Raw genomic sequence first — 20863 nt, forward strand, 5'->3', positions numbered from 1 at the left:
CCGTGGGCTGGCGGCGGGCGACCCGAATGCTTCGGGCCGCAGCTAAGCTAGGTCTCGCCGCGCCGAGGTCAAAGGCCTCAGCCAATTTTCCAGCGGGCCAGCGCTTCACAAAGGCGCGAGCGCTTCGCCTGCAGGCTCGCCGTGGTCCACTGGCTCACGAGGCGATCCGCTTCGCCACCTCTTCCAGCCAGTGGTCGCTGATACCCAGCGCCGCGAGATGCTGCAGCGTGTTGAGCACATAGTCCTCGTTGTTTCCGGACTGGCCGACGGCGCCACGGATAACACCTGCCGCATGCGCGGGGTCGAGCCCGCCGGCATACTGCTCATGCTGGCGGTCGACGATATAGGCGACCGCTTTCACTCTCTCTCCCGCGGCCGCCCCATTCCCGTCGAGGCTGATATCGAGCACACGCTCGAGGTAGACGCTGGTCACCAATTCGCGCTCGCGCAGATAGGTCAGCACCTCATCGCGCAGCTCGCCGGGCACGCGAAAGGCCAGCCCGATGCAGGAGCCGCCACGGTCGAGGCCTAGCACCAGGCCCGGCCGCTGGCGCGTGCCGCGATGCACGAAGGAATAGACGCAGAGCGACCGGCGGTAGCCGTAAAGCCGCGCGCGCCGTGTCTCGACATGGGCGAATCCCGGTCGCCAGATCAGCGAGCCGTAGCCAAAAACCCAAAAATCGCCCATATCGCCAAGCCTGATTGTACGAGAGTGACGCCGCCGCATCGGAATCGGTGCTCTTCTGTTCTTTTTGCTTTTGCGTAAGCCACAGTCCACCCGCAACACGCCCGCGTTAATGAAAGCCGCAGCATGACGTCAAGTGACGAGCGTCCGTCGAAGTTTCGCCGCCGGCTGATGTGGCTCGCTGCCTTGCTCGTTATGCTGTTCGGCGTCTACAGCGCAGTCTGGTTCTATGTCGCCGGTCGCGTCAGCAGCGAAGCCGACAAGGCGGTGGCCTCGCTCAAGGACAAAGGCATCGAGGCCGGCTGCGCCAACCTCACCGTCAGCGGCTACCCCCTGAGTTTTGCCATCTCCTGTGACAATCTGGCTTACGAGGACGACGCCAGGAACGTTGCCGCCTCGGCAGGCAGCTTCAACTTCGTTGCAGAGCTCATCCGGCCTTTGTCGCCTGCCGCCGAGTTGCGTGGGCCGCTGCGCACCTCGGTGCCGGGGATGGCGCCGCTATGGATCGACTGGGACAATCTGCAGGCCAATGCCAAGCTCTTCTGGCCCCTGCCCCGGAGCATTTCGCTGCAGGCGGAGAGCTTGTCCGGCCAGACGGATCCGGCCGACGACACTGATCCGGTTTCACTGTTCAGCGCCGGAACCGCGGCGGGCGAGTTGCGGCCCGACGGCCAGGACATCGGCTACGTCGGCAGCTTCACCGATCTTGAGATCGACGCCGACGCGATCGGCGGGCGCGTGCTGCCGCCGCTCGACGGCAGCGGCGACGCGACGCTGAAGAACGGCGTCGCGCTGATGAAGACGCAGGCCAGGAGCCTGCGCGGCCAGGCGGCCGACATCCACAAGCTCGATCTGTCGTCGGGAACCGCGCGCATCACCGTCTCCGGCCCGGTGTCGGTCGACGCCAACGGCCTGGTCAATGCCGACCTGACGATCAAGCTGCAGGATCCCAAAGCCGTGGCGGCAATCCTCGCCACCGCAATCCCCGAGCAGAAGAGCCAGATCGAGCAAGGCTTTGCCGGTCTGGCGCTGCTCGGCAACGAACCGTCGATGCCGCTCAAGGTGGTGAAGGGCAAGGTCTCGCTCGGCTTCATTCCGCTGGGCAAGATCAAGCCGCTCGATTAGAGCAATTCCAAGAAAAGTGTGAGCGGTTTTCCGTCCGGAATTCCGTTAAAACAAAGAGATAGAGCATGATCGCAAAGAGCGGGAACGGCTTTTGGGGAGAGATCATGCTCGAGCAAGCCGACGCATGAACCGACCGGTGAAACTGCTGAGCGTTGGCGCGCTGACGCTGGATACCATCCTGCGCGTCGAAACCCTGCCCACGCATCAGGGCAAGTTCATCGCCTCGGACGGCATCCAGATCGCCTCGGGCATGGCGACAAGTGCTGCCTGCGCCGCCCGCCGTCTCGGCGCCGAGGTGTTCCTGTGGGCAAGTGCAGGTGACGATGCCGTCGGCGACCAATTGCTGGCCGGCATCGAGGCCGAGGGCGTCGATTGCGGCTTTGTCCGCCGCGTCGAAGGCGCCCGCTCGGCGCTGGCCGCGATCCTGGTCGACGCTCATGGCGAGCGCATCATCGTGCCCTTCTACGACCCAAAGGCGCAGGCCGACCCCGAGGCGGTGCCTGTCGCCGATCTTTCCGGCTTCGATGCCGTGCTGGTCGATGTGCGCTGGCCGGGCGCCGCCGCTCTTGCCTTGACCGCCGCGCGCGACGCCGGTTGCCCGGCAATCCTCGACGCCGACACGGCGCCGCTGGAGGTGCTGGAGCATCTGTTGCCGCTGGCGTCGCACATCGTCGCTTCGGAGACGGCTGCACGCATTGTCTGCGGCCACGCGCTGGATCCCGAAACCGCCTGCGCCGACCTCGCCAGCCGCACAGACGCCTTCGTGGCGGTGACCGGCGGCGCCTCGGGAAGCTGGTGGCATGACCGGTCCGCCGGATGCGTGCGCCACATCGCGGCGCCGAAGGTCAAGGCGGTCGACACGCTGGCCGCCGGCGACGTTTTCCACGGCGCCTTTGCCGTTGGACTTGCTGAGGCCATGTCGGTCGAGCACGCGTTGCGCTTTGCCAGCGCGGCGGCCGCGCTCAAATGCCAGCGCTTCGGCGGCCGGCTGGGCGCGCCGGACCGGGCCGAGACAATGGCCATGGTCGCGGCGACCTGGCCCGTCTGAAACAGATTTAACTTTTCACCGGGTGCTCGACCGCCTGCCGGCCGAAATCCGGCACGTCGATATCCTGGCCGGCCTCGATGATCGAACGGCGAACGGCCCGGGTGCGGGTGAACAGGTCGAACAGCTTGTCGCCGTCGCCCCAGCGGATCGCCCGCTGCAGCGAGGCGAGGTCCTCCGAAAAGCGCGCCAGCATTTCCAGGATGGCATCCTTGTTGTGCAGGCACACGTCGCGCCACATGGTCGGGTCGGAGGCGGCCAGACGGGTGAAGTCGCGGAAACCGGAAGCCGAATATTTGATCACTTCCGACTTGGTCACCGATTCCAGATCGTCGGCCGTGCCGACGATGTTGTAGGCAATGATGTGCGGAAGATGCGAAACGATGGCCAGCGTCATGTCATGATGCTGCGGGTCCATCGAGTCGATGTTGGAGCCGCAGCGCCGCCAGAATTCCGACAGCTTTTCCAGCGCGGCCGGATCGGTTCCCGGCAGCGGCGTGAAGATGCACCAGCGGTTTTCGAACAGGTCGGCGAAACCCGCATCCGGGCCCGATTTCTCCGTACCTGCCAGCGGGTGCCCCGGAATAAAGTGCACGCCGTCCGGTACATAGGGCTGCATTTGCGCAATGACGGAGGCCTTGGTCGAACCGACATCGGTGAGGATGGCGCCCTTTTTCAGCCCCGGCGCGATCTCTTGCGCCACCTCGCCCGACGATCCCACAGGCACCGAGACGATGATCAGGTCGGCGTCGCGGACCGCTTCCCTGGCGCCGGTGGTGTAGCTCTCGCCAAGACCGAGCTCCTTCGCCCGCGCCAGCGTGGCCGGGCTGCGCGTCGCGATGGCGACATGGCGGGCCAGGCCCTCGCGGCGGATAACGCGGGCCAGCGACGAGCCGATCAGGCCGATGCCGACCAGCGCGATCTTTTCAAACATCGGTGATGTCATTGTTTCAGCTTTTCAGGAATGTCGTGAGGGCATCGATGACGCCGCGATTTGCTTCTTCGGTGCCGACGCTCATGCGCAGCGCATTGGGAAAGCCATAGCCGGTAACGCGCCGCAATATATAGCCGCGCTGGGTGAGGTAATCGTCCGCCGCCTCAGCCGAATGCTTCTTGTCGTCGGGAAAGTGGATGAGGACGAAATTGCCGACGCTGGGCGTCACCCTGAGCCCAAGCTTCGTCAGCTCTTCATTCAGCCAGGTAAGCCAGGTCTCGTTGTGCAACGAACTGCGCTCGACATGGGCGCGGTCGCGGATGGCGGCAATGCCGGCCTCGATCGCTGTTGCGTTAACGTTGAAAGGGCCGCGGATGCGGTTGATGGCATCGACGATGTGCAGTGGGCCATACATCCAGCCGATGCGCGCGCCGCCAAGGCCGAGCTTGGAGAAGGTGCGGGTCATGACCACATTCTGTGCGCTGCCCGCCAGCTCGATGCCGGCCTCATAGTCATTGCGCCTGACATATTCGGCATAGGCCGCGTCGAGCACCAGAAGCACGTTGCCCGGGAGAGCGGAATGCAGGCGGCGGACCTCCTGGAACGGCAGATAGGTTCCGGTCGGATTGTTGGGATTGGCGAGGAAGATGATTTTGGTCCGCGGCGTCACCGCGGCCAGGATCGCGTCGACGTCGGCGCGTTCCTCGGTTTCCTTGATCGTCACCGGTGTCCCGCCGGCCGACTGGATGTAGATCTTGTAGATCATGAAGGCGTGTTCGGTGATGATGGCCTCATCGCCGGCCGCCAGATAGGTCTGCGCCAGCAGGCCCAAAATCTCGTCGGAACCGTTGGAGCAGATGATGTTTGCCGGGTTGAGGCCATGCACCTCGGCGATCGCCTCGCGCAGCCGGCGGGCGGTGCCGTCGGGATAGACATCGAGCTTGCTGGCCACTTCGCGCGCGGCCTCGATCGCCTTCGGCGACGGGCCGAGCGGGTTCTCGTTCGACGACAATTTATGGACCTTGGCGACGCCGGCCGGTGCTGTGCTCTTGCCCGGCACATAGGCGTCGATGTCCATAATGCCCGCGCGGGGCGTCGGTCGTGCCTTGTCCGCTGTCTTGTCCATGTCGCAAATCCATCGAGAATGCCTCCGTCCGGAGGCCGCAGCGGAAATACAAGCCGTAGCCGCGAATGTCGAGAGGCGGGCAATAGCTGGCCGTTGACGCCGGGCCGCACGAGTTCTAGAAGAACGCAACAGTTCCGTGGTGATTTGGCCGGTCGGCTTGCAGCCACGTTAAACAACTCGCTAAAGGGCCGTTTGCGTGACGTAACCGGCTTTGCGATCGCATTGCCGGTTTTTTATTGCCTGACGGCGGGCAAGGAGAGTCACATGGCCGCGCTCCGCGCTACAAAAACCAACAACGAGGCCGACAACCCGTCGAGCCCTGTGTTGCGTTTTGGCCCTGACAAGCCGCTGAAGCTTGACGCCGGCACGCTTTTGTCGCCGTTCCAGATCGCCTACCAGACATATGGCGCCCTCAACGATGCCCGCACCAACGCCATCCTGGTCTGCCACGCGCTGACCGGCGACCAGCATGTCGCCAGCACCAATCCGGTGACCGGCAAGCCCGGCTGGTGGGAAGTGCTGATCGGTCCCGGCAAGATCATCGACACCAACCGCTTCTTCGTCATTTGCTCCAACGTCATCGGCGGCTGCCTCGGCTCCACCGGTCCGGCCTCGACCAATCCCGCCACCGGCAAGCCCTACGGCCTCGACCTGCCAATCATCACCATCCGCGACATGGTGCGGGCGCAACTGATGCTGGTCGACCATTTCGGCATCGAAAAGCTGTTTTGCGTGCTCGGCGGCTCGATGGGCGGCATGCAGGTGCTGGAATGGGCGTCATGCTATTCCGAGCGCGTCTTCTCGGCCCTGCCGATCGCCACAGGCGCACGCCATTCCTCGCAGAACATCGCCTTCCACGAGGTCGGCCGGCAGGCCGTCATGGCCGATCCGGACTGGCATGGCGGCAAATATTTCGAGCACGGCAAGCGCCCGGAAAAGGGGCTCGCCGTGGCGCGCATGGCCGCCCACATCACCTATCTGTCGGAAGCCGCCCTGCATCGGAAATTCGGCCGCAATCTGCAGGACCGCGAAGCGCTGACCTTCGGTTTCGACGCAGATTTCCAGATCGAAAGCTATCTGCGCCACCAGGGCATGACATTCGTCGACCGCTTCGACGCCAACTCCTACCTCTACATGACCCGTTCGATGGATTATTTCGACCTCGCCGCCGACCATGGCGGCCGGTTGGCAGATGCCTTTGCCGGGACCAAGACCCGCTTCTGCCTGGTGTCCTTCACCTCGGACTGGCTGTTCCCGACCGAGGAGAGCCGCTCGATCGTGCATGCGCTTAACGCCGCCGGCGCCTCCGTCTCCTTCGTCGAGATCGACACCGACCGCGGCCATGATGCCTTCCTGCTCGATGAACCCGAACTGTTTGCCGCCATCAAGGGCTTCATCGGCTCGGCGGCCCGCGCAAGGGGGCTCGCCTCATGAGCGTCAATGGCAGCCAGCGCGTCGACCTCGAAGTCGTGGCCAACCTGATACCGCCGCAGTCGCGGGTGCTCGATGTCGGCTCCGGCGACGGCCTGCTGCTCGAACTCCTGCAGGAGACCAAGCAGGTCGACGGCCGCGGGCTGGAGCTGTCACAGCGCGGCGTCAATGAATGCGTGGCGCGCGGTCTCTCGGTCATCCAGGGGGATGCCGATACCGACCTCGAATTCTATCCGGACAAGGGTTTTGACTTCGTCGTCCTGTCTCAGACGCTGCAGGCGACCCGCAACCCGAAGCTGGTGCTCGACGAGCTGCTGCGAATCGGCAACCGCGCCATCGTCTCCTTCCCCAATTTCGGCCACTGGCGGGTGCGGCTGTCGCTGTTCGTCAAGGGCCGGATGCCGGTAACCGCGGACCTGCCCTATTCCTGGTACGACACGCCCAACATCCATTTCTGCACCATCCGGGACTTCGTCAATCTGGTCGAGGAACTCGGCGCTTCGGTCGAGAAAGCCACCGCGCTCGACGGCAACGGCCAGAAGATCGGCCTGTCGATGCCATGGTGGTTCTGGAATTTCTTCGGCCAGCAAGCGGTGTTCTTGCTGAAGCGGTAGTTTGCCCCTATTCCAGCACGTTCGTCGCCTTGTGCGGGTGCTGAACGCCATCGGCGATGATCACATCGGCGTGGGAGTTGTCGGTGCGCAAGGCCAGAATCTCCCGATAGGCTGATGAATCGTACCAGCCCCACGCATGCGCCCTGTCCGGAAACTCGATGACGATCAGATGCCCGGGCCATTCGTTTTCGACCACGTCCATGTCGCCGCCGTGGACAAGGAAGCGGCCGCCGAACGGCTCCAATGTGGCGTCGATCCTCTGCAGATACTCGACAATCTGCGGGCCCATTGTGACTTGACGCATATGGGCGACGGCGTAGGCGGCCATGGCTGAACTCCCTGTGAGATCGAAGCCCGACGACCGGCTTCGTTGGCGCAATCTGCAGACATGATGGCCATCGGTCGATTACGTCTGGGGTAATCGGCCGGCTTACCGGCGTCCTGGCTCAACAGTTTGTGATGACATTGCCGCTGGTTTTTTGTAGCGTCGAATCGAATGCCATCCCGGGGTAAGGCTTGGACGGCGACCATCAAAACCTCCGGCCTCCAGGCATTTCGGGGCACAATCGAAGCAACATGTCCAAGGCAACCGACCTCGCTCCGCTGATCTCGGTGATCACACCGACGCACAATCGCCGCAGCAAGGTGGTGCGCGCCGTGGAGAGCGTGCTGGCGCAGAATTTTCCCCGGTTCGAACACATTGTCGTCGATGACGGCTCGACCGACGGTACGGCAGCCGCACTTGCCGAAATCCGCGATCCACGGCTGATCTATGTTGGCTCGAAATGGCGCGGCGCCAATGCCGCCCGCAATGCCGGCATCGAGCGGGCGCAGGCGCCGGTGGTGACATTCCTCGATTCCGACGACGTCTATTTGCCGGATCGCCTGGCGCGGACGCTGGAGCAGTTCGACAACAATCCCTCGCTCGAAGTGCTGATCAGTTCCTTCGTGTCGCTGAAGGGCAATCGCCGCACCAACTGCGTCAACCGCGAAGCGCTGCTGAGCCGCGACTCGCTGGAGCGGGCCCTTGTCGCGCAGACCATCTTCATTGCCGGGTCGGCAATCACCGCCCGGCGCGAGTCGCTGCTGGCCATCGGCGGCTACGACAGTGACGTCACGCGCATGCAGGATCGCGAATTGTTGCTGCGCTTTGCCCGTCGCAGCGGCGCGCAGCTGTCCGAAGTGATCGACTGGAAAAAGTACAACTCGGAGAATTCGATCTCCGGTCGCCGGGACGGCTATGTCGAAGCCTATGCGAGCTTGATCGACAAGCACCCCTATATCGCCGACCGCTACCCCTACATTCCGCCTTACATGATCGCCCGGCAGCTCATCGCCGATGCACTCAAGGGCAGGGTTTTGCAGGCGTTCTCCGGCTATATGGCCAACCGGTCGTCGAAGGCGCTTGGCTATTCGCTGCCGCAGCTGTTGCGTGGCTATGTCGGCGGCCGGCGCTGGCGCCGCGATCTCTATGCCGAATTTCGCGACAAATACGGTGCACGGCCGGCCTGAAGTTTGCCGACAAGCCGCGCAGCGGCTTTCCCCTCCGAACTGCCTCAAACCTCATTTGTCGAGTTCCGGCAGATATGGGTCGGAATATAGCCGCCGGTCGCGTTCGCCCTGCAGGCAGTCCATGGGTGCGGCGGCATCGATCGGGACCACGGTCGCATCGGCGATGCCGCTCACCTCCAGGATCAACTTGCGGCGTATGGCGGTGGCGAATTCCGAGGCCGCATAGATCGGCAACACGAAGGAGCCGGGCCCACCGGTGACGCAGTCGTCATAATACTGGTCGAGATGGCTGAAGGTCGGCGACGGGCTGATCAGGATCGGCAGGCCGTTGATGACGATGCCCTTGGCCACCGCCGCATCGCGTGTCGTGGCGACGGGCAGCCCGGTGTTGTTGGGACCGTCGCCGGAAATGTCGATGACGCTGCGTGGCGCATCGAACCCCGTGCCCTCGAACAGCCCGGCGCCGAAGGCAAGCGCACCGGAAATCGAGGTGCCGCGAAAGCTGCGGAACGGCCGCGCTTCTATTCTGTCGGCGAAGGCGTTGGCGCTCTCTGCGCTGTCGATCACCTGCCAAGCGATGACGCCATCCTCGCGCACGACGCCCGCCCATTCGAAATAGGCAAGCGCGATGCGCCCGGTGGTTCCCGAGCGCACGGCCTTGATGAAATCGGGATGCCTGAGCGCCTCGACATAGCCAGCGCGCTGCAGCGCGAACTCCCTCTCGTCCATCGACTGTGAGATGTCGACGGCCAGCACCAGTTCAACATCCACGGCAACGGCCGGGGCAGCCACGGGCGTGGTGCAGGCAAGGCAGGCAAGCAGGCCGAGCGCATCGAGCATGGCCGCACCACGGATGTTTCGACCCGTGAATCTTCGCCGCGATCGCGGCGAAATAAAGCCCCTTCTACTTCTTTCGCCGCACGGCCGCTTTCGGCGGCGGGTCGATGGCGCCGGTCCTGACTCGGGCGGGTTTCAGTGGCGCAGCACCCGTATCCTTCACGATGTTCAATGCGCGTGGAAAGAAATGACCATTGTGCAGTCCGCGCCCGATGTTGAGGATCGCGGTCTCCGGCAGGCGTTTCTCCAGCATGGACAGTACCCTTCGCAGCGAAGGACCATCGAACGCGTCCATCGCTTCGTCGATGATCACCCATTTCGGCTGCCGCAAGGCCAGCCTGGCGAAGGCCAGCGACCGCTGTTCGTCATCGTTGAGTTCACGCTCCCACCGTGCGGAACGGTCGAGCGAGGATGACAGCCGCTCGAGCCCGACCTCGGCCAGTACCGCCCCAAAATCAGCATCGCCAGCCGGCGCCGAGCCATTCGGATGCAGCACTTCGCGTAACGTGCCGGCAGGAAAATACGGAACACGCGGCACGAAAATCGGCGTTTCTCCGGCCGGCAAGCCGATCCGCCCGCTGCCCCAGGGCCAAAGGCCGGCAACGGCGCGGAAGAACAATGTCTTGCCGGCGCCTGGGTCGCCGGTGATCATGACGCGCTCGCCGGGATGGATCTCGACATGGCTGTCTGAAAGTTTGGTGCAGCCCTCCGGCGAGGCCACTTGGAGCTTCTCGAAGGTCAGGCTGCCATTGGCGTTGTCGCCGAATTCGATGCGCTTTTCCTTGTCGTGCAGCACATCGGTTTCATCGAGCGCGATGCGGAAGTCGGCAACGCGCATCAGCGTGGCGCGCCAGTCGGCTATGCCGCCGATATTGTTGATGAACCAGCGCAGCGACGAGTGCACCTGGTTGAAGGCGCCGACCGCCATCATCAACCCGCCAAAGCTGATATCGCCTGAAAAATAGACCGGCGATGCCACAAGGATCGGCGCCACCACGGTGATCCAGCCATAGGTATCGGTCACCCAGGAAAGGTTGATTTGCGCTTTGTAGATGTTTCGCATCGCGCCCAGCACCGTGCCAAGGTCGATTTCGAGCCGTCTCTTGGCATCGGCTTCGCCGTGATAGAGCGCGATGGCGTCGACATTCTCGTTGACGCGCACCATCCCGGAACGCAGCTCGGCCTCGCGGGTGTAGCGGTCGCTGTTGAGGCGGATCAGCGGCCGCCCGACCAGCCAACTCAGCCAGGAGGCGATGCCGGCATAGAGGAACGCGGCCCAGACCATGTAGCCCGGTATCGCCAGCGACCAGCCGTTGATGTGGAAGACGAAGCCCGACGAGAGTTGCCAAAGCACGCCGACGAACGACACCAGCAGGATGAAGGATTGCAGCAGGCCGACGCCGAGGTCCGTCGACAGATCGGACAGATGCGCGGCATCCTGCTGCATGCGCTGGTCGGGATTGACGCCGATGGCGCCGGCATTGGCGAGCCGGAAGGCCCGCGCCGGCCGCATCCATTGGTCGATCAGGTCGAGCGTCAGCGCCTCGCGCAGCTTCAGCCGGATCATCTGGTTGAGCCAGGTCTGAGCGATGTTGAGCAGCAGCAGCGTGCCGGCAATCACGGCAAAGATCATCAGCTGATGCAGGAAGGCCGCCATGTCGCGACGCGCCAGCGCATCGTAGAAAGGCTGGTTCCAGCGGTTGAGCAGAACCTGGCCGATCGACGTCGCGACGATGACCGCCATAATGCCGACCGACGTCCAGACCAGCCACTTGCGCACCGGTGAGCCTATCAGCGCCCGTTTGATCGTCGCCACCTGATCGCGCAGGCTGCTGGCTTCGACGGTTACCGGCTGAGCGGTGGCGGACTTGTCCGGTTGATCAGCCATGCACGAGGTCCTTGCGTTCAGAAGCGTTGCTGAAACCAGATGGAGATACTTGAAGGCATCCGCCGCTCAAACGGACCGCGAATGCATCTGCGACAGGTAGGTGGGAAAAACCCACGCAACACCAGTTTTCATGATGATCACGAAGGTGTCACCTGACGCGTCGTCGATGTCACCCCTTCCGCCCGGCGGCCAAGCCGCGTCGCACCGTGCGGTGACAGTACCGGCACGAAGACACGGCGCGAGGCGCGCTGCGCGACCGGCACGCCCTGATAGAGCCGCTTCTGCGCCTCGACCACGATGACGCCGGAAAAGATCGGCCAGAACCGCCGGCCGGCGCGCTCCAGCACATTGTGGAACCGCATCATGAAGCGCCGCGGCGATGGCGGGAAGAACAGCGCGTCGGACCAGGAAGCCGGTGTGAAATTCGCCTCGCGCAGCAATTCTGTCAGCTGGCCGCGCGAGAACGGCCGGCCATTGCCGAACGGCGTGTGCTCGAACCGCGCCCAGACACCGCGCCGGTTGGGCACGACGATGACGACGCGCCCTGCCGGCGACAGCACCCGCCAGATCTCGTTCAGCGTCTCGCGCGGGTTTTCGACATGTTCGAGCGAATGCACGAGCAGCATGCGGTCGATGCAGGAATCGACCAGCGGCAATTCCTCGTCGAAGACCAGCGCCGTAGCCGTCGGCCCGTTCGCCGGCCAGACGACGGCGCCTTGCGTAGCAGGCATGAAGGCAAACACCCGCTCGGCATCGGTGCCGAACCGCTCCAGCCACGGCAAGGTATAGCCGAGCCCGACCAGCCGCTCATTGGGCACTGTTGCCCATATTGAGGACAGCGCCATGGTGATCGAGCGTTCAGCCAGGCGGCCGAGCGTGGTCGAATAGAAGGAGCGGAGATCGACGATATCGGAATGCATGCGCGGGACGGTAGCTGCGATGCCGCCCAAGTTCAACAAAGCCGGCACGTTCTGCAAAGCTAGAGTGACATCGGCGGCCAAGCGCCCTATGTCTGCGCCAACAGATGGAGAGATGCCAATGCCCGTCGAAATCGAACAGTTCATGTGCCGCAGCGACAATTTCGGCGTGCTGGTGCATGACCCGAAAAGCGGCGAGACCGCCATTATCGACGCGCCCGAAGAAGCGCCGATCATTGCCGCGATCGAGCGTACCGGCTGGAAGCCGACGATGATCCTGACCACCCACCACCATGTCGACCATGTCGAGGCCAATCTGGCGCTGAAGGAGCGCTTCAAGCTGCGCATCGTCGGACCGGAGGCTGAAAAGGAAAAGATCCCCGGCATCGACGAGACCGTCGGGCAAGGCTCGGTCGTCCATCTCGGCGGCGAGCGGATCGATGTCATCGCCACGCCCGGCCACACTGCGGGCCATGTCTCCTATCATTTTCCGGCCTCGAAAGTGGCGTTCACCGCCGACACTTTGTTCGCGCTCGGCTGCGGCCGGCTGTTCGAATGCAAGCCGCCGGTGATGTATGAGTCGCTGAAGAAGCTCGCCGCACTCCCGGCGGACACGGTCATCTATTGCGGCCATGAGTATACGCTTTCGAACGCCCGCTTTGCGTTGACCGTCGACCCGACCAATTCGGCGCTGAAAGAACGCGCCGCCAAGATCGAGACCCTGCGCGCCGACAACAAGGCGACGCTGCCGACCACGATCGGCGAGGAATTGTCGACCAATCCGTTCCTGCGCTGGCACGACCCGGCGATCCGCAAGCATCTCGGTATGGAGGAGGCCTCCGACGCCGAAGTGTTCGCGGAAATCCGCAAGCGCAAGGACAATTTCTGAGCATCGTTCCGGGATCAGCCATGACCAGCGCCGCTGAAATCATCGCCATGCTTGGCCTCAAGCCGCATCCGGAAGGCGGCTGGTATGCCGAGACCTTTCGCGACGGCGCCGGTGGCGCGCGTGGCCATTCGACGGCGATCTATTTCCTCCTTGAACAGGACCAGATTTCGGCCTGGCACCGGGTCAAGGACGCGGCCGAGGTCTGGCACTTCCATGCCGGAGCGCCGCTGGCGCTGTCGATGTGCGAGGAAGGTAGTCCAATGCTTAACCAGGTGATCGAGCAGGTGCTCGGCATTGAGCTTGCGGCGGGCGAGCGGCCGCAGATCGTCGTGCCGGCCGGCTGGTGGCAATCGGCGCGCAGCCTCGGCGAATGGACGTTGGTCGGCTGCACCGTGGCGCCGGGCTTCGACTTCGCCGCGTTTGAAATGGCCGAGCCGGGCTGGCAGCCTTAGGCCAGAAGAAAACCAAGAGTTATGCAGAGCTGGGCGGCATAGTAGAGCACCCAGACCGCATAACGGATGCCGGCGCGATAGGGTGCTATTGCCGGAACCAGGAATTTCTCCGCGGCAAGCAGCCCGTCCGATGCCATGAACATAACAGCGCCGCCGATGACCCACGGATTGTCGAGCGTCAACGCCGAGATGCCCATCGCCAGAATGGCCGCGATATAGATGGCGATCGGCACCCGCAGGCCGGGACTGACACGGCGCCAGAGCGCCGCCAGCATGACGACTGCGAAGGCCGCCATGGCAAGCGCGATGGCGCCGCGCCATGTCTCGGTGCTGAGCACATCCAGCCCGCCGCCGCCGCGCAGGAAGAGCGGCACATAGAGGACATGCGCCGCAAGGAAGCTGGCCAGCCCGCCGAGGAAGGCCTTTTCGCCGTCACGCGACAGGAAGGCATCGCCGACGCCGCTGAGCAGCAGTGCGACGACGAGCAACAGCGGCCCACCTTGCATGAAGGCCAGCGCCGCAAGCATGGCCACGGCCAGCGTCTTTGCCGCCGAGCGGGCCAGCGTCGGCCGCATATCCAGGGTGAAGGCGTAGATCACTGCCGCCACCAGCGAAAAAATCAATGTTGCATTTGCGTTGGCGTCGATGCCGCCGGCAAACGGCATCGTCATGCGCTTGCCCCGCCAGTTGCCGCCTTGCGCAGGAACAACGATTTCGCCGCCAGCGCCGCCCCACCCGTGATCAACACGCAGGCGGCCAAGATACGCAGCGACGGCTCGGCAACGCCCGCCGCGATCAGCACCAATGTCGACAGCAGTGGCGCCGCATAGCTTGCCGCGCCGAGCACCTGGATGTTGCCGCGCTTGACGCCGATATCCCAGGCATAGAAGGCGGCACCCACCGGCATCAACCCCAAACCAACCACCGCCAGCCACTGGCCGGGGCCATCGGGCAGCACCGTCTTTTCCAGCAGAAGATGGCAGATGAGGGACAGGGCTGCGGTGGCGGCGCAGAACCAGGTGACGATCGAGGTTGGCACCGCCGGAAAGCGCCGCGACAGCAGCGAATAGGACGACCACAGCAGCGCACACACGGCCGCCATCGCATAGCCGAAGGTGTAGCGAGCATCGAAGGCGAGGCCGCCACCCTTGGTGACGATCAGCACGGTCCCGGCGAGCCCGAGTAGCGCGCCGACGACATGGTTCCAGGCCAGCTTCTCGCCCGGCATCAGCGCTGATCCGAGCACGATCAGCAGCGGCCACAGATAGGCGATCAGGCTTGCCTCCACCGCCGGCGCGTTGCGCAGCGCGGTGAAATAGAAGAAATGGTAGCCGAACAGTCCGGCAATGCCGATCACCCAGACCTGGCGTGGGATCTTCAGGCTTTTATCGGTCGCCGGCATGAACAGCCGGGCAACCAGCCCGACCGCGGTGCCGATGGTGAAGGTGATGGCCGAGAGCAAGAATGGCGGCACGGCGCCCGACGCATCGGTGAGCAACGCCAGCAGCGCCCACATGGCGACCGCCGAGAAACCGATCAGTGTTGCGCGCCCCATGCCCGTCTCCGGCGACGCGCCCCATTTCTATTCGGGTAGGCGCATCTATTCAGTTGCTTCGAACCGCCCCGCGCTGACAGTCAAGGTGCCGATCTGCGTCCCGACCGTGGCGTGGATCGGCGCATATATGCCGGTTTGGCCGAGCGGTGCAAACGTCACCATCATCTGGCTCTTCTTCTTCAGGTAATTCAGCGCCTTGCGGCCCTTGCGGTAGCCTGCCACCGGCTCGAAGCTCATCTTGCAGGTAACGGTGTCGCCCTTGTAGCCCTTGACCGAGATCGATCCTTTCGAGGCGTAGGTCAGCGTCAGGTCGGCGCGCATCTCGCCGTCATAGAATTTCACCTTGCGCCCACAGACCTGGTCGAGGCTGTCAGCATGGATGACGGTAGCCGCCATCGGATCGAGCACCGATGCCAGATCGTTGCTGCCCAGCGGTATCCAGTTTTTGGGATTGCGCTTTTTCGGCTCGGGAATGATCTGGGTGGCGGTCACCGCGCCATTGGCAAAGCGGATATCGACCATGGAAGCCTTCTTGCCGGACTTATAATCGGCGCGAAATACCTGCGGCTGCATCTGCTTGCCCAGGATCTTGCCCTTTGACGAGATCGTGCCGCTCGTGTCGTCGAACAAGGTGGCGAGACCCGCGCTGGAGACGGTGCCGTCTATGGAATAGCTATCGCCTTCGTAGTGGCTGGAAAATGTCGCCTTGGCCACGGAAAGACCGAGGAACGACACCGTGTATTCGCCCTTGAAGGACTGTGCGGTGGCTGCGGGCGCGGCGGCAAGGGTTGATGTTGGCAAGGCGGCGACAAATATGGCGACAACGGCATGTGACGGGCGAAGCATGGCGGGCTCGGTCCTTGATTTTTTAACCGGAGGCGGGCGACTCCGGCTTGAGATGTCCCTGTCCGACCGCTTATAGGCTGAATTCCGGCCTTTATGTGAAACGCTCGTCACAGTCGTGGGCAAGCCGGAGCTTGACGCATTGGCGAAATGCAACTATGGAACGCCAACTTTTCCATAAGGCCGCCTGACTGAAACCGCGCGCCACCCGGCGCGGGCGAACAAGGTTTGGCAGGCTTAGACAGAACTGAAGGTTAGAACCATGTCCCGCACCTGCGAACTCACTGCCAAGGCAGTCCAGACCGGCAACAATGTGAGCCACGCCAACAACAAGACCAAGCGCCGCTTCCTGCCGAACCTCGTCAATGTGACGCTGATTTCGGAAGCGCTGAACCAGAATGTGCGCCTGCGCATTTCGGCCAACGCGCTGCGTTCGGTCGAGCATCGCGGCGGCCTCGACGCCTTCCTGGCCAAGGCCGACGCCAAGGAATTGTCGCAGCGCGCGCGCCTGTTGAAGAAGCAGATCGCCAAGAAGCTGGCCGACCAGCCCGCCGCTTAACGATATCAAGGCGGGGGACGACCGCCCTGAGCATCGGAGCAATCCGATGCTCAAAACTTCTAAGGCAGCAGCATCGGAGCAATCCGACGCTCAAAACTTGCAAGGCAGCGCGACCCGAACCTCGGCTAGCGCCTGGCTGGTTCCATTACCCAGGATAAAAAAATGACTTCCTTCTCGCGATATCTGCCCTTTGTGGCCGCCATGGCGCTTGTCGTCGTGGCATCGAACATCCTCGTGCAGTTCCCGATGCAGGGCCAGGCCGGCGGTCTGTCGCTGGGCGACATCCTGACCTGGGGCGCCTTCACCTATCCCTTCTCCTTCCTGGTCACCGACCTTGCCAACCGCCGCTACGGGCCGACCGTGGCGCGCCGCATCGTCTTTGTCGGCTTCATGACCGCGGTAGTCTGCTCGATCCTCGTCCCGCCCTTCCTGTTTCGCCACGGCCTGATCGAGTTCGAGACATCAGCCGACCGGCTGGTGCGCATCGCCACAGCTTCCGGCGCGGCCTTCCTTTGCGCGCAATTGCTCGACGTCACCGTGTTCAACCGGTTGCGCCGGCAGAGCTGGTGGCGCGCGCCGATCGTCGGCACGCTGGTCGGCTCGGTGTTCGACACCCTGGTGTTCTTCAGCATCGCCTTTTCGGCCGCCTTCGCTTTTGCCGGCCCGAACGACAGCTTTGCGCTGGAGACGGCGCCGCTGATGGGCGTGCTGCCGGTCGAGACCATGCGCTGGGTCTCCTGGGCGCTGGGCGACCTTTCGGTGAAGCTGATCATCGCTGTTGTGGCCCTGATCCCCTACCGGCTGCTCGCCGCCCACTGGAGCCAGCCGGCCGTGGCTGTCTAGGCCGTGATTCCCTGGGTCCAGCTCGGCTCGGCCAAAACGCCTGACGGCGGACAGGAACTGCGCCTCAAGCAGCGCGGCAGCGAATTCTCGATCATGCTCGGCACCAATGAGCTGATGAACAGCCGCCTCAGCGGCTCCGAGGAAGCGCTGGCCAAGCTCTCCTGTGAAAAGATCGGCGGCCGCGCCCAACCGAAAATCCTGATCGGCGGCCTCGGCATGGGTTTTACGCTGCGCGCTGCGCTTGCCCAAATGGGCGCCGACGCAGGCATCACCGTTGCCGAGCTTGTCCCCGCCGTCATCGCCTGGGCGCGCGGCCCCATGGAGGCGGTCTTCGCCGGCTGTCTCGACGATCCCCGTGTGACGGTTCGCGAAGCCGACGTCGGGCACATCATAAGATCCGACAAGGCAGCCTGGGACGCCATCCTGCTCGATGTCGACAATGGCCCCGAAGGCATCGTCTACAAGGGCAACGACGCCCTCTATGGCGCTGCCGGCCTCGGCGCGGCGCGTACAGCGCTCAGGCCCGGAGGCGTGCTGGCTGTTTGGTCGCAAGGCCCCGATGCCGGCTTCACACGTAGGCTCAACCAGGCGGGCTTTGTCGTGGACGAGGTGAAGACGCGCGCCAATGGCAAGCGCGGCGCGCGCCACGTCATCTGGATCGCCACCAAGCCTTAGGGCTCTCAATCCTGGTGCAGGATGAATTCCAGATAGAGGTTGCGCTGCAGGATCGAATGGTTGTCGTCCGAGATCAGCGACACCATCAGCGCTCCGTCATCGCGGGTCCAGACGTCGAGCCCTTCCATATTGTCGATCTGGTATCCCATATCGGCTTCCATCAGCACCGGCCCGTCGGCAACCGCGCCCTTCTCGACGCTTTCGCCATAGATGCGTCGCAGCCGCATCCTGACACCGCCGGCCATCGAGAAACTGCGCTCCAGCAGCAAGAGATCGCCATCCGGCAGGAAAGCGCCGTCGGTGATGTCGAAATCGCCGTTGCGCTTGACCGTGAAGACGCCCTTGTGCGGCCCTTCGATGATGGCGGCATAGATGTTGCCAGCCTTGTCCAAGCTCTTTTCCGAGACCACGACGAGGCCGCCCTCGTGCTGGCCGTTGGGATTGGCGTGGGTGACGGTCTCGAAACCGCGGTTCTGTCGCAGTTCGCGGGCTGGAACCAGAAAGTTCAGTTGCTTGAACGGCGCCGTCATGTTGCTGGGGTCGATCTTGAACTGGGCGACGCGGTGATCGCGCTCGAAGCCGACGGTGGCGATGCCGTCCTTGACTGCAAGGCCCTCGGCATCGACTTCCCATTTCCTGTCGATCGGCCGGCCCTTCTCATCGACCATCTGCTGCATGCGGAAATTCTGGATGCCGGACGGCCGCTTGTCGGCATCATGGGTGATAGAGCCGAAGAACCAGAAGCCCGTATCGGCGACGCCGATGAAATCGCTGCCGGGTTTGACGAACCGAAATGCCGACAGCGCGCCGAAATCGCGCGTCGTCGAGTTCATCTCAAGACCGCCGACGAATTCCAGCGGCCCAAACTGCTTGTCGGCGCTGCCGATATGGAAGGTGGTGATCGGCCGCGCCGAGACTTCGACCGGCTCGACCGCGCTTGGGCCGGCGGCGATGGCCGGCGCAAACGCCATGCCGGACAAGGCAGTGACCGCGAAGAGCATCTGCCGAAACCCGCCGCGCAAAAAAATCATCCGGCGCGCCGGTAGCCGCCGCGGCGTGTATCGCGCACGTTTTCCTCGGCGAACAGCGAGGCCAGCTGCTCGGTCATGGCGCCGGCCAGTTCCTCGGCATCGACGATGGTGACGGCGCGCCTGTAATAGCGGGTGACGTCGTGGCCGATGCCGATGGCCAGAAGCTCGACCGGCGAGCGCGTCTCGATCAGCTCGATGACGGCGCGCAGGTGCCGCTCGAGATAGTTGCCAGGATTGACCGACAGCGTCGAGTCGTCAACCGGCGCGCCGTCCGAGATCATCATCAGGATCTTGCGCTGTTCGGGCCGGGCGATCAGCCGGTTGTGCGCCCATAACAACGCCTCGCCGTCGATGTTTTCCTTCAGCAGGCCCTCGCGCATCATCAGGCCGAGATTGCGCCGGGCGCGACGCCACGGATGATCGGCGGATTTGTAGATGATGTGGCGCAGATCGTTGAGCCGGCCGGGGTTCGGCGGCTTGCCGTCCTTCAGCCACTTCTCGCGAGCCTGTCCGCCCTTCCACGCCCGCGTGGTGAAGCCGAGGATCTCGACCGAGACGCCGCAGCGCTCCAGCGTGCGCGCCAGAATGTCGGCACAGGTGGCGGCAACCGTGATCGGCCGACCGCGCATCGAGCCCGAATTGTCGAGCACCAGCGTCACCACCGTGTCGCGGAATTTGGTGTCGCGCTCCTGCTTGAACGACAAGGGCTGCATCGGGTCGATGACGACACGAACCAGGCGTGCCGGATCGAGATAACCCTCTTCGAGGTCGAAATCCCAGGAACGGTTCTGCTGCGCCATCAGGCGGCGCTGCAGCCGGTTGGCGAGCCGTCCGACGACGCCGGAGAGATTGGCCAGTTGCTTGTCGAGGAAGGCGCGCAGCCGGTCGAGTTCTTCTTCCTCGCACAGCTCTTCCGCACCGACCGTCTCGTCGAAGGCGGTGGTGAAAACCTTGTAGTCGATCTCTTTCGGCAGGTTGGCGAACGGGTTGTCGTTACGGCGCGCCTCGCCCGGCGTTTCGGCGTCCGCATCGTCATCGTCGGAAAGATCGTCGGCAGTGGCGTCGGAGGCCTCAGTCTCGGACGACTGTTCGTCGTCGGCCGAGGCCTCGGCATCCTCGGATTGCGACTGCTCGGAGCCGGAATCCTCTTCGCCGCCCTCCTCGCTCTGCTCCTCGCCTTGCGGCTGGTTCTCGTCATTGTCCTCGGAGTCTTCGGTCTCCTGATCGTCGCCGAGTTCCTCGGCCATCTCCATGGACGCCAGCATCTCACGCACGACGCGGGCGAAGGCCTGCTGGTCGCCGAGCTTGGCCGACAGTCCGTCGAGATCGGCCTTGGCCTTCTCCTCGACCCAGGGCCGCCAGAGTTCGACCAGCCGCTCGCCGCTCTTCGGGATCGGCCGCCCGGTCAGCTTTTCGCGCACCATCAGCGCCAGCGCTTCCTCGATCGGCGCGTCGGCCTTGTCCTTGACGTCGACAAGGTTGGCCTTGGCGTATTTGTCCTCCAGCATGGAGCCGATATTGTCGGCGACGCCCTGCATGGCGCGGCTGCCGATCGCCTCGACGCGGGCCTGTTCCACGGCGTCATAGATCGAGCGCGCCAGCTTGCCTTCCGGCGCCAGTTTGGTGTGGATACGCTGATCGTGGCAGGCGCGCTTCAGCGCCATGGAATCGCCCAGGCCACGAGTAATCGCGATGTCTGTCTTGGACGCTTTCTTCGGCAGTTCGGGCAGACGGGCGCGGCTGCCGGCGAGCGCCGGGCGGTCCTTGGCGAAACCGACTTCGAGCTCCTTGTCGCCGGCGATGGCGCGCATGCAGACGGTGACGGCACGCTTGAAGCTGTCGGCTTCAGACCCCGTCTTCGACTTGTTGCGCGTGTTGTCGCCCGGACCCGCCATCGAGGCT

The 20863-nt window shown here is 63.9% G+C and carries 22 protein-coding genes and 1 riboswitch; of the genes, 10 read left to right on the forward strand and 12 right to left on the reverse strand.

Annotated elements, in window-relative coordinates:
- Nucleotides 1-154: 154 nt before the first annotated feature.
- Nucleotides 155-688 carry a gamma-glutamylcyclotransferase gene (locus NKK52_RS21450; RefSeq protein WP_023673305.1) on the reverse strand — a complete coding sequence of 178 codons (534 nt, stop codon included), beginning with the start codon at nt 686-688 and terminating at the stop codon, nt 155-157.
- A 123-nt stretch (nt 689-811) separates the two neighbouring features.
- On the opposite strand from NKK52_RS21450, the gene NKK52_RS21455 reads away from it, so the two are divergent.
- The gene (locus NKK52_RS21455) at nt 812-1810 is read left to right on the forward strand and encodes a DUF2125 domain-containing protein (RefSeq protein WP_023685348.1); all 999 of its coding nucleotides are present in this window, start codon (nt 812-814) and stop codon (nt 1808-1810) included.
- A 124-nt stretch (nt 1811-1934) separates the two neighbouring features.
- Nucleotides 1935-2858 (forward strand): sugar kinase, encoded by a 924-nt coding sequence (locus NKK52_RS21460; protein WP_023685349.1) that lies wholly within the window; start codon nt 1935-1937, stop codon nt 2856-2858.
- Between the two features lie 7 nt (nt 2859-2865).
- Here NKK52_RS21460 and NKK52_RS21465 read toward each other — a convergent pair whose 3' ends face one another.
- A complete protein-coding gene (locus tag NKK52_RS21465) occupies nt 2866-3801 on the reverse strand; it encodes a prephenate/arogenate dehydrogenase family protein (RefSeq protein WP_023685350.1) in 936 nt (311 codons plus the stop codon).
- Nucleotides 3802-3805: 4 nt separating this feature from the next.
- Nucleotides 3806-4915, reverse strand: a complete 1110-nt coding sequence (gene hisC, locus NKK52_RS21470) for a histidinol-phosphate transaminase (protein ID WP_023685351.1) — start codon at nt 4913-4915, stop codon at nt 3806-3808.
- 126 nt (nt 4916-5041) lie between these two features.
- Nucleotides 5042-5119, forward strand: a riboswitch (SAM riboswitch).
- Nucleotides 5120-5179: 60 nt separating this feature from the next.
- On the opposite strand from hisC, the gene metX reads away from it, so the two are divergent.
- A complete protein-coding gene (metX, locus tag NKK52_RS21475; RefSeq protein ID WP_023685352.1) occupies nt 5180-6349 on the forward strand; it encodes a homoserine O-acetyltransferase MetX in 1170 nt (389 codons plus the stop codon).
- Entirely contained in the window at nt 6346-6960 is a 615-nt protein-coding gene (gene metW / locus NKK52_RS21480) for a methionine biosynthesis protein MetW (RefSeq protein ID WP_023685353.1), read from the forward strand. The genes metX and metW overlap by 4 nt, the downstream gene beginning before the upstream one ends.
- A 7-nt stretch (nt 6961-6967) precedes the next feature.
- Here the strand turns inward: metW and NKK52_RS21485 are convergent, their stop codons facing one another.
- The gene (locus tag NKK52_RS21485) at nt 6968-7288 is read right to left on the reverse strand and encodes a DUF1330 domain-containing protein (protein ID WP_023685354.1); all 321 of its coding nucleotides are present in this window, start codon (nt 7286-7288) and stop codon (nt 6968-6970) included.
- 248 nt (nt 7289-7536) lie between these two features.
- On the opposite strand from NKK52_RS21485, the gene NKK52_RS21490 reads away from it, so the two are divergent.
- Entirely contained in the window at nt 7537-8472 is a 936-nt protein-coding gene (locus NKK52_RS21490) for a glycosyltransferase family 2 protein (protein WP_023685355.1), read from the forward strand.
- 51 nt (nt 8473-8523) lie between these two features.
- On the opposite strand, the gene NKK52_RS21495 is transcribed toward NKK52_RS21490, so the two are convergent.
- The 3 genes from NKK52_RS21495 to NKK52_RS21505 form a co-directional block, all read right to left on the reverse strand.
- Complete coding sequence (locus NKK52_RS21495; protein WP_023685356.1) at nt 8524-9312, reverse strand: DUF1194 domain-containing protein; 789 nt, start codon at nt 9310-9312, stop codon at nt 8524-8526.
- A 64-nt stretch (nt 9313-9376) separates the two neighbouring features.
- On the reverse strand, nt 9377-11197 hold the full coding sequence (locus NKK52_RS21500; RefSeq protein ID WP_023685357.1) for an ABC transporter ATP-binding protein/permease: 1821 nt from the start codon (nt 11195-11197) through the stop codon (nt 9377-9379).
- A 137-nt stretch (nt 11198-11334) separates the two neighbouring features.
- Nucleotides 11335-12117 carry a class I SAM-dependent methyltransferase gene (locus NKK52_RS21505; protein ID WP_023670688.1) on the reverse strand — a complete coding sequence of 261 codons (783 nt, stop codon included), beginning with the start codon at nt 12115-12117 and terminating at the stop codon, nt 11335-11337.
- 118 nt (nt 12118-12235) lie between these two features.
- On the opposite strand from NKK52_RS21505, the gene gloB reads away from it, so the two are divergent.
- Nucleotides 12236-13003, forward strand: a complete 768-nt coding sequence (gene gloB, locus NKK52_RS21510) for a hydroxyacylglutathione hydrolase (RefSeq protein ID WP_023670687.1) — start codon at nt 12236-12238, stop codon at nt 13001-13003.
- A gap of 20 nt (nt 13004-13023) precedes the next feature.
- The gene (locus tag NKK52_RS21515) at nt 13024-13455 is read left to right on the forward strand and encodes a cupin domain-containing protein (RefSeq protein ID WP_023699114.1); all 432 of its coding nucleotides are present in this window, start codon (nt 13024-13026) and stop codon (nt 13453-13455) included.
- On the opposite strand, the gene NKK52_RS21520 is transcribed toward NKK52_RS21515, so the two are convergent.
- The 3 genes from NKK52_RS21520 to NKK52_RS21530 are packed head-to-tail and all read right to left on the reverse strand — an operon-like array spanning nt 13452 to nt 15856.
- A complete protein-coding gene (locus tag NKK52_RS21520) occupies nt 13452-14126 on the reverse strand; it encodes a lysoplasmalogenase family protein (protein ID WP_023670685.1) in 675 nt (224 codons plus the stop codon). The genes NKK52_RS21515 and NKK52_RS21520 overlap by 4 nt on opposite strands.
- Nucleotides 14123-15010: an aromatic amino acid exporter YddG gene (gene yddG / locus NKK52_RS21525; RefSeq protein ID WP_023670684.1), complete on the reverse strand. Its 888-nt coding sequence runs from the start codon at nt 15008-15010 to the stop codon at nt 14123-14125. The genes NKK52_RS21520 and yddG overlap by 4 nt, the downstream gene beginning before the upstream one ends.
- A gap of 45 nt (nt 15011-15055) precedes the next feature.
- Nucleotides 15056-15856 (reverse strand): DUF3108 domain-containing protein, encoded by an 801-nt coding sequence (locus NKK52_RS21530; RefSeq protein WP_023685359.1) that lies wholly within the window; start codon nt 15854-15856, stop codon nt 15056-15058.
- Between the two features lie 259 nt (nt 15857-16115).
- Here NKK52_RS21530 and rpmB point away from each other — a divergent pair, with 259 nt between their 5' ends.
- From rpmB to NKK52_RS21545, 3 genes are all read left to right on the forward strand, one after another.
- Nucleotides 16116-16412, forward strand: coding sequence for a 50S ribosomal protein L28 (rpmB, locus tag NKK52_RS21535; protein WP_023670682.1), 297 nt, complete (start codon nt 16116-16118; stop codon nt 16410-16412).
- 162 nt (nt 16413-16574) lie between these two features.
- Nucleotides 16575-17255 (forward strand): queuosine precursor transporter, encoded by a 681-nt coding sequence (locus tag NKK52_RS21540; protein WP_023685360.1) that lies wholly within the window; start codon nt 16575-16577, stop codon nt 17253-17255.
- Between the two features lie 3 nt (nt 17256-17258).
- Nucleotides 17259-17930: a spermidine synthase gene (locus tag NKK52_RS21545; protein WP_023685361.1), complete on the forward strand. Its 672-nt coding sequence runs from the start codon at nt 17259-17261 to the stop codon at nt 17928-17930.
- Between the two features lie 5 nt (nt 17931-17935).
- Here the strand turns inward: NKK52_RS21545 and NKK52_RS21550 are convergent, their stop codons facing one another.
- Entirely contained in the window at nt 17936-18961 is a 1026-nt protein-coding gene (locus NKK52_RS21550) for an esterase-like activity of phytase family protein (RefSeq protein ID WP_023685362.1), read from the reverse strand.
- Nucleotides 18958-20856 carry a cobaltochelatase subunit CobT gene (gene cobT, locus NKK52_RS21555; protein ID WP_023685363.1) on the reverse strand — a complete coding sequence of 633 codons (1899 nt, stop codon included), beginning with the start codon at nt 20854-20856 and terminating at the stop codon, nt 18958-18960. Before cobT ends, NKK52_RS21550 begins: the two co-directional genes overlap by 4 nt.
- Between the last annotated feature and the right edge of the window lie 7 nt (nt 20857-20863).

The sequence above is a fragment of the Mesorhizobium sp. C277A genome (assembly GCF_040324395.1).
Taxonomy (GTDB): Bacteria; Pseudomonadota; Alphaproteobacteria; order Rhizobiales; family Rhizobiaceae; genus Mesorhizobium.

Excerpts from the sequence above, each read along its gene's own strand:
- NKK52_RS21540 (WP_023685360.1), top strand. The coding sequence starts at position 16,575 with ATGACTTCCTTCTCGCGATATCTGCCCTTTGTGGCCGCCATGGCGCTT.
- hisC (WP_023685351.1), bottom strand. The coding sequence starts at position 4,915 with ATGGACAAGACAGCGGACAAGGCACGACCGACGCCCCGCGCGGGCATT.
- NKK52_RS21455 (WP_023685348.1), top strand. The coding sequence starts at position 812 with ATGACGTCAAGTGACGAGCGTCCGTCGAAGTTTCGCCGCCGGCTGATG.
- NKK52_RS21530 (WP_023685359.1), bottom strand. The coding sequence starts at position 15,856 with ATGCTTCGCCCGTCACATGCCGTTGTCGCCATATTTGTCGCCGCCTTG.
- cobT (WP_023685363.1), bottom strand. The coding sequence starts at position 20,856 with ATGGCGGGTCCGGGCGACAACACGCGCAACAAGTCGAAGACGGGGTCT.
- NKK52_RS21485 (WP_023685354.1), bottom strand. The coding sequence starts at position 7,288 with ATGGCCGCCTACGCCGTCGCCCATATGCGTCAAGTCACAATGGGCCCG.
- metW (WP_023685353.1), top strand. The coding sequence starts at position 6,346 with ATGAGCGTCAATGGCAGCCAGCGCGTCGACCTCGAAGTCGTGGCCAAC.
- metX (WP_023685352.1), top strand. The coding sequence starts at position 5,180 with ATGGCCGCGCTCCGCGCTACAAAAACCAACAACGAGGCCGACAACCCG.
- NKK52_RS21550 (WP_023685362.1), bottom strand. The coding sequence starts at position 18,961 with ATGATTTTTTTGCGCGGCGGGTTTCGGCAGATGCTCTTCGCGGTCACT.
- rpmB (WP_023670682.1), top strand. The coding sequence starts at position 16,116 with ATGTCCCGCACCTGCGAACTCACTGCCAAGGCAGTCCAGACCGGCAAC.
- NKK52_RS21465 (WP_023685350.1), bottom strand. The coding sequence starts at position 3,801 with ATGACATCACCGATGTTTGAAAAGATCGCGCTGGTCGGCATCGGCCTG.
- NKK52_RS21505 (WP_023670688.1), bottom strand. The coding sequence starts at position 12,117 with ATGCATTCCGATATCGTCGATCTCCGCTCCTTCTATTCGACCACGCTC.
- NKK52_RS21495 (WP_023685356.1), bottom strand. The coding sequence starts at position 9,312 with ATGCTCGATGCGCTCGGCCTGCTTGCCTGCCTTGCCTGCACCACGCCC.
- NKK52_RS21515 (WP_023699114.1), top strand. The coding sequence starts at position 13,024 with ATGACCAGCGCCGCTGAAATCATCGCCATGCTTGGCCTCAAGCCGCAT.
- yddG (WP_023670684.1), bottom strand. The coding sequence starts at position 15,010 with ATGGGGCGCGCAACACTGATCGGTTTCTCGGCGGTCGCCATGTGGGCG.
- NKK52_RS21490 (WP_023685355.1), top strand. The coding sequence starts at position 7,537 with ATGTCCAAGGCAACCGACCTCGCTCCGCTGATCTCGGTGATCACACCG.
- gloB (WP_023670687.1), top strand. The coding sequence starts at position 12,236 with ATGCCCGTCGAAATCGAACAGTTCATGTGCCGCAGCGACAATTTCGGC.
- NKK52_RS21450 (WP_023673305.1), bottom strand. The coding sequence starts at position 688 with ATGGGCGATTTTTGGGTTTTTGGCTACGGCTCGCTGATCTGGCGACCG.
- NKK52_RS21520 (WP_023670685.1), bottom strand. The coding sequence starts at position 14,126 with ATGACGATGCCGTTTGCCGGCGGCATCGACGCCAACGCAAATGCAACA.
- NKK52_RS21500 (WP_023685357.1), bottom strand. The coding sequence starts at position 11,197 with ATGGCTGATCAACCGGACAAGTCCGCCACCGCTCAGCCGGTAACCGTC.
- NKK52_RS21460 (WP_023685349.1), top strand. The coding sequence starts at position 1,935 with ATGAACCGACCGGTGAAACTGCTGAGCGTTGGCGCGCTGACGCTGGAT.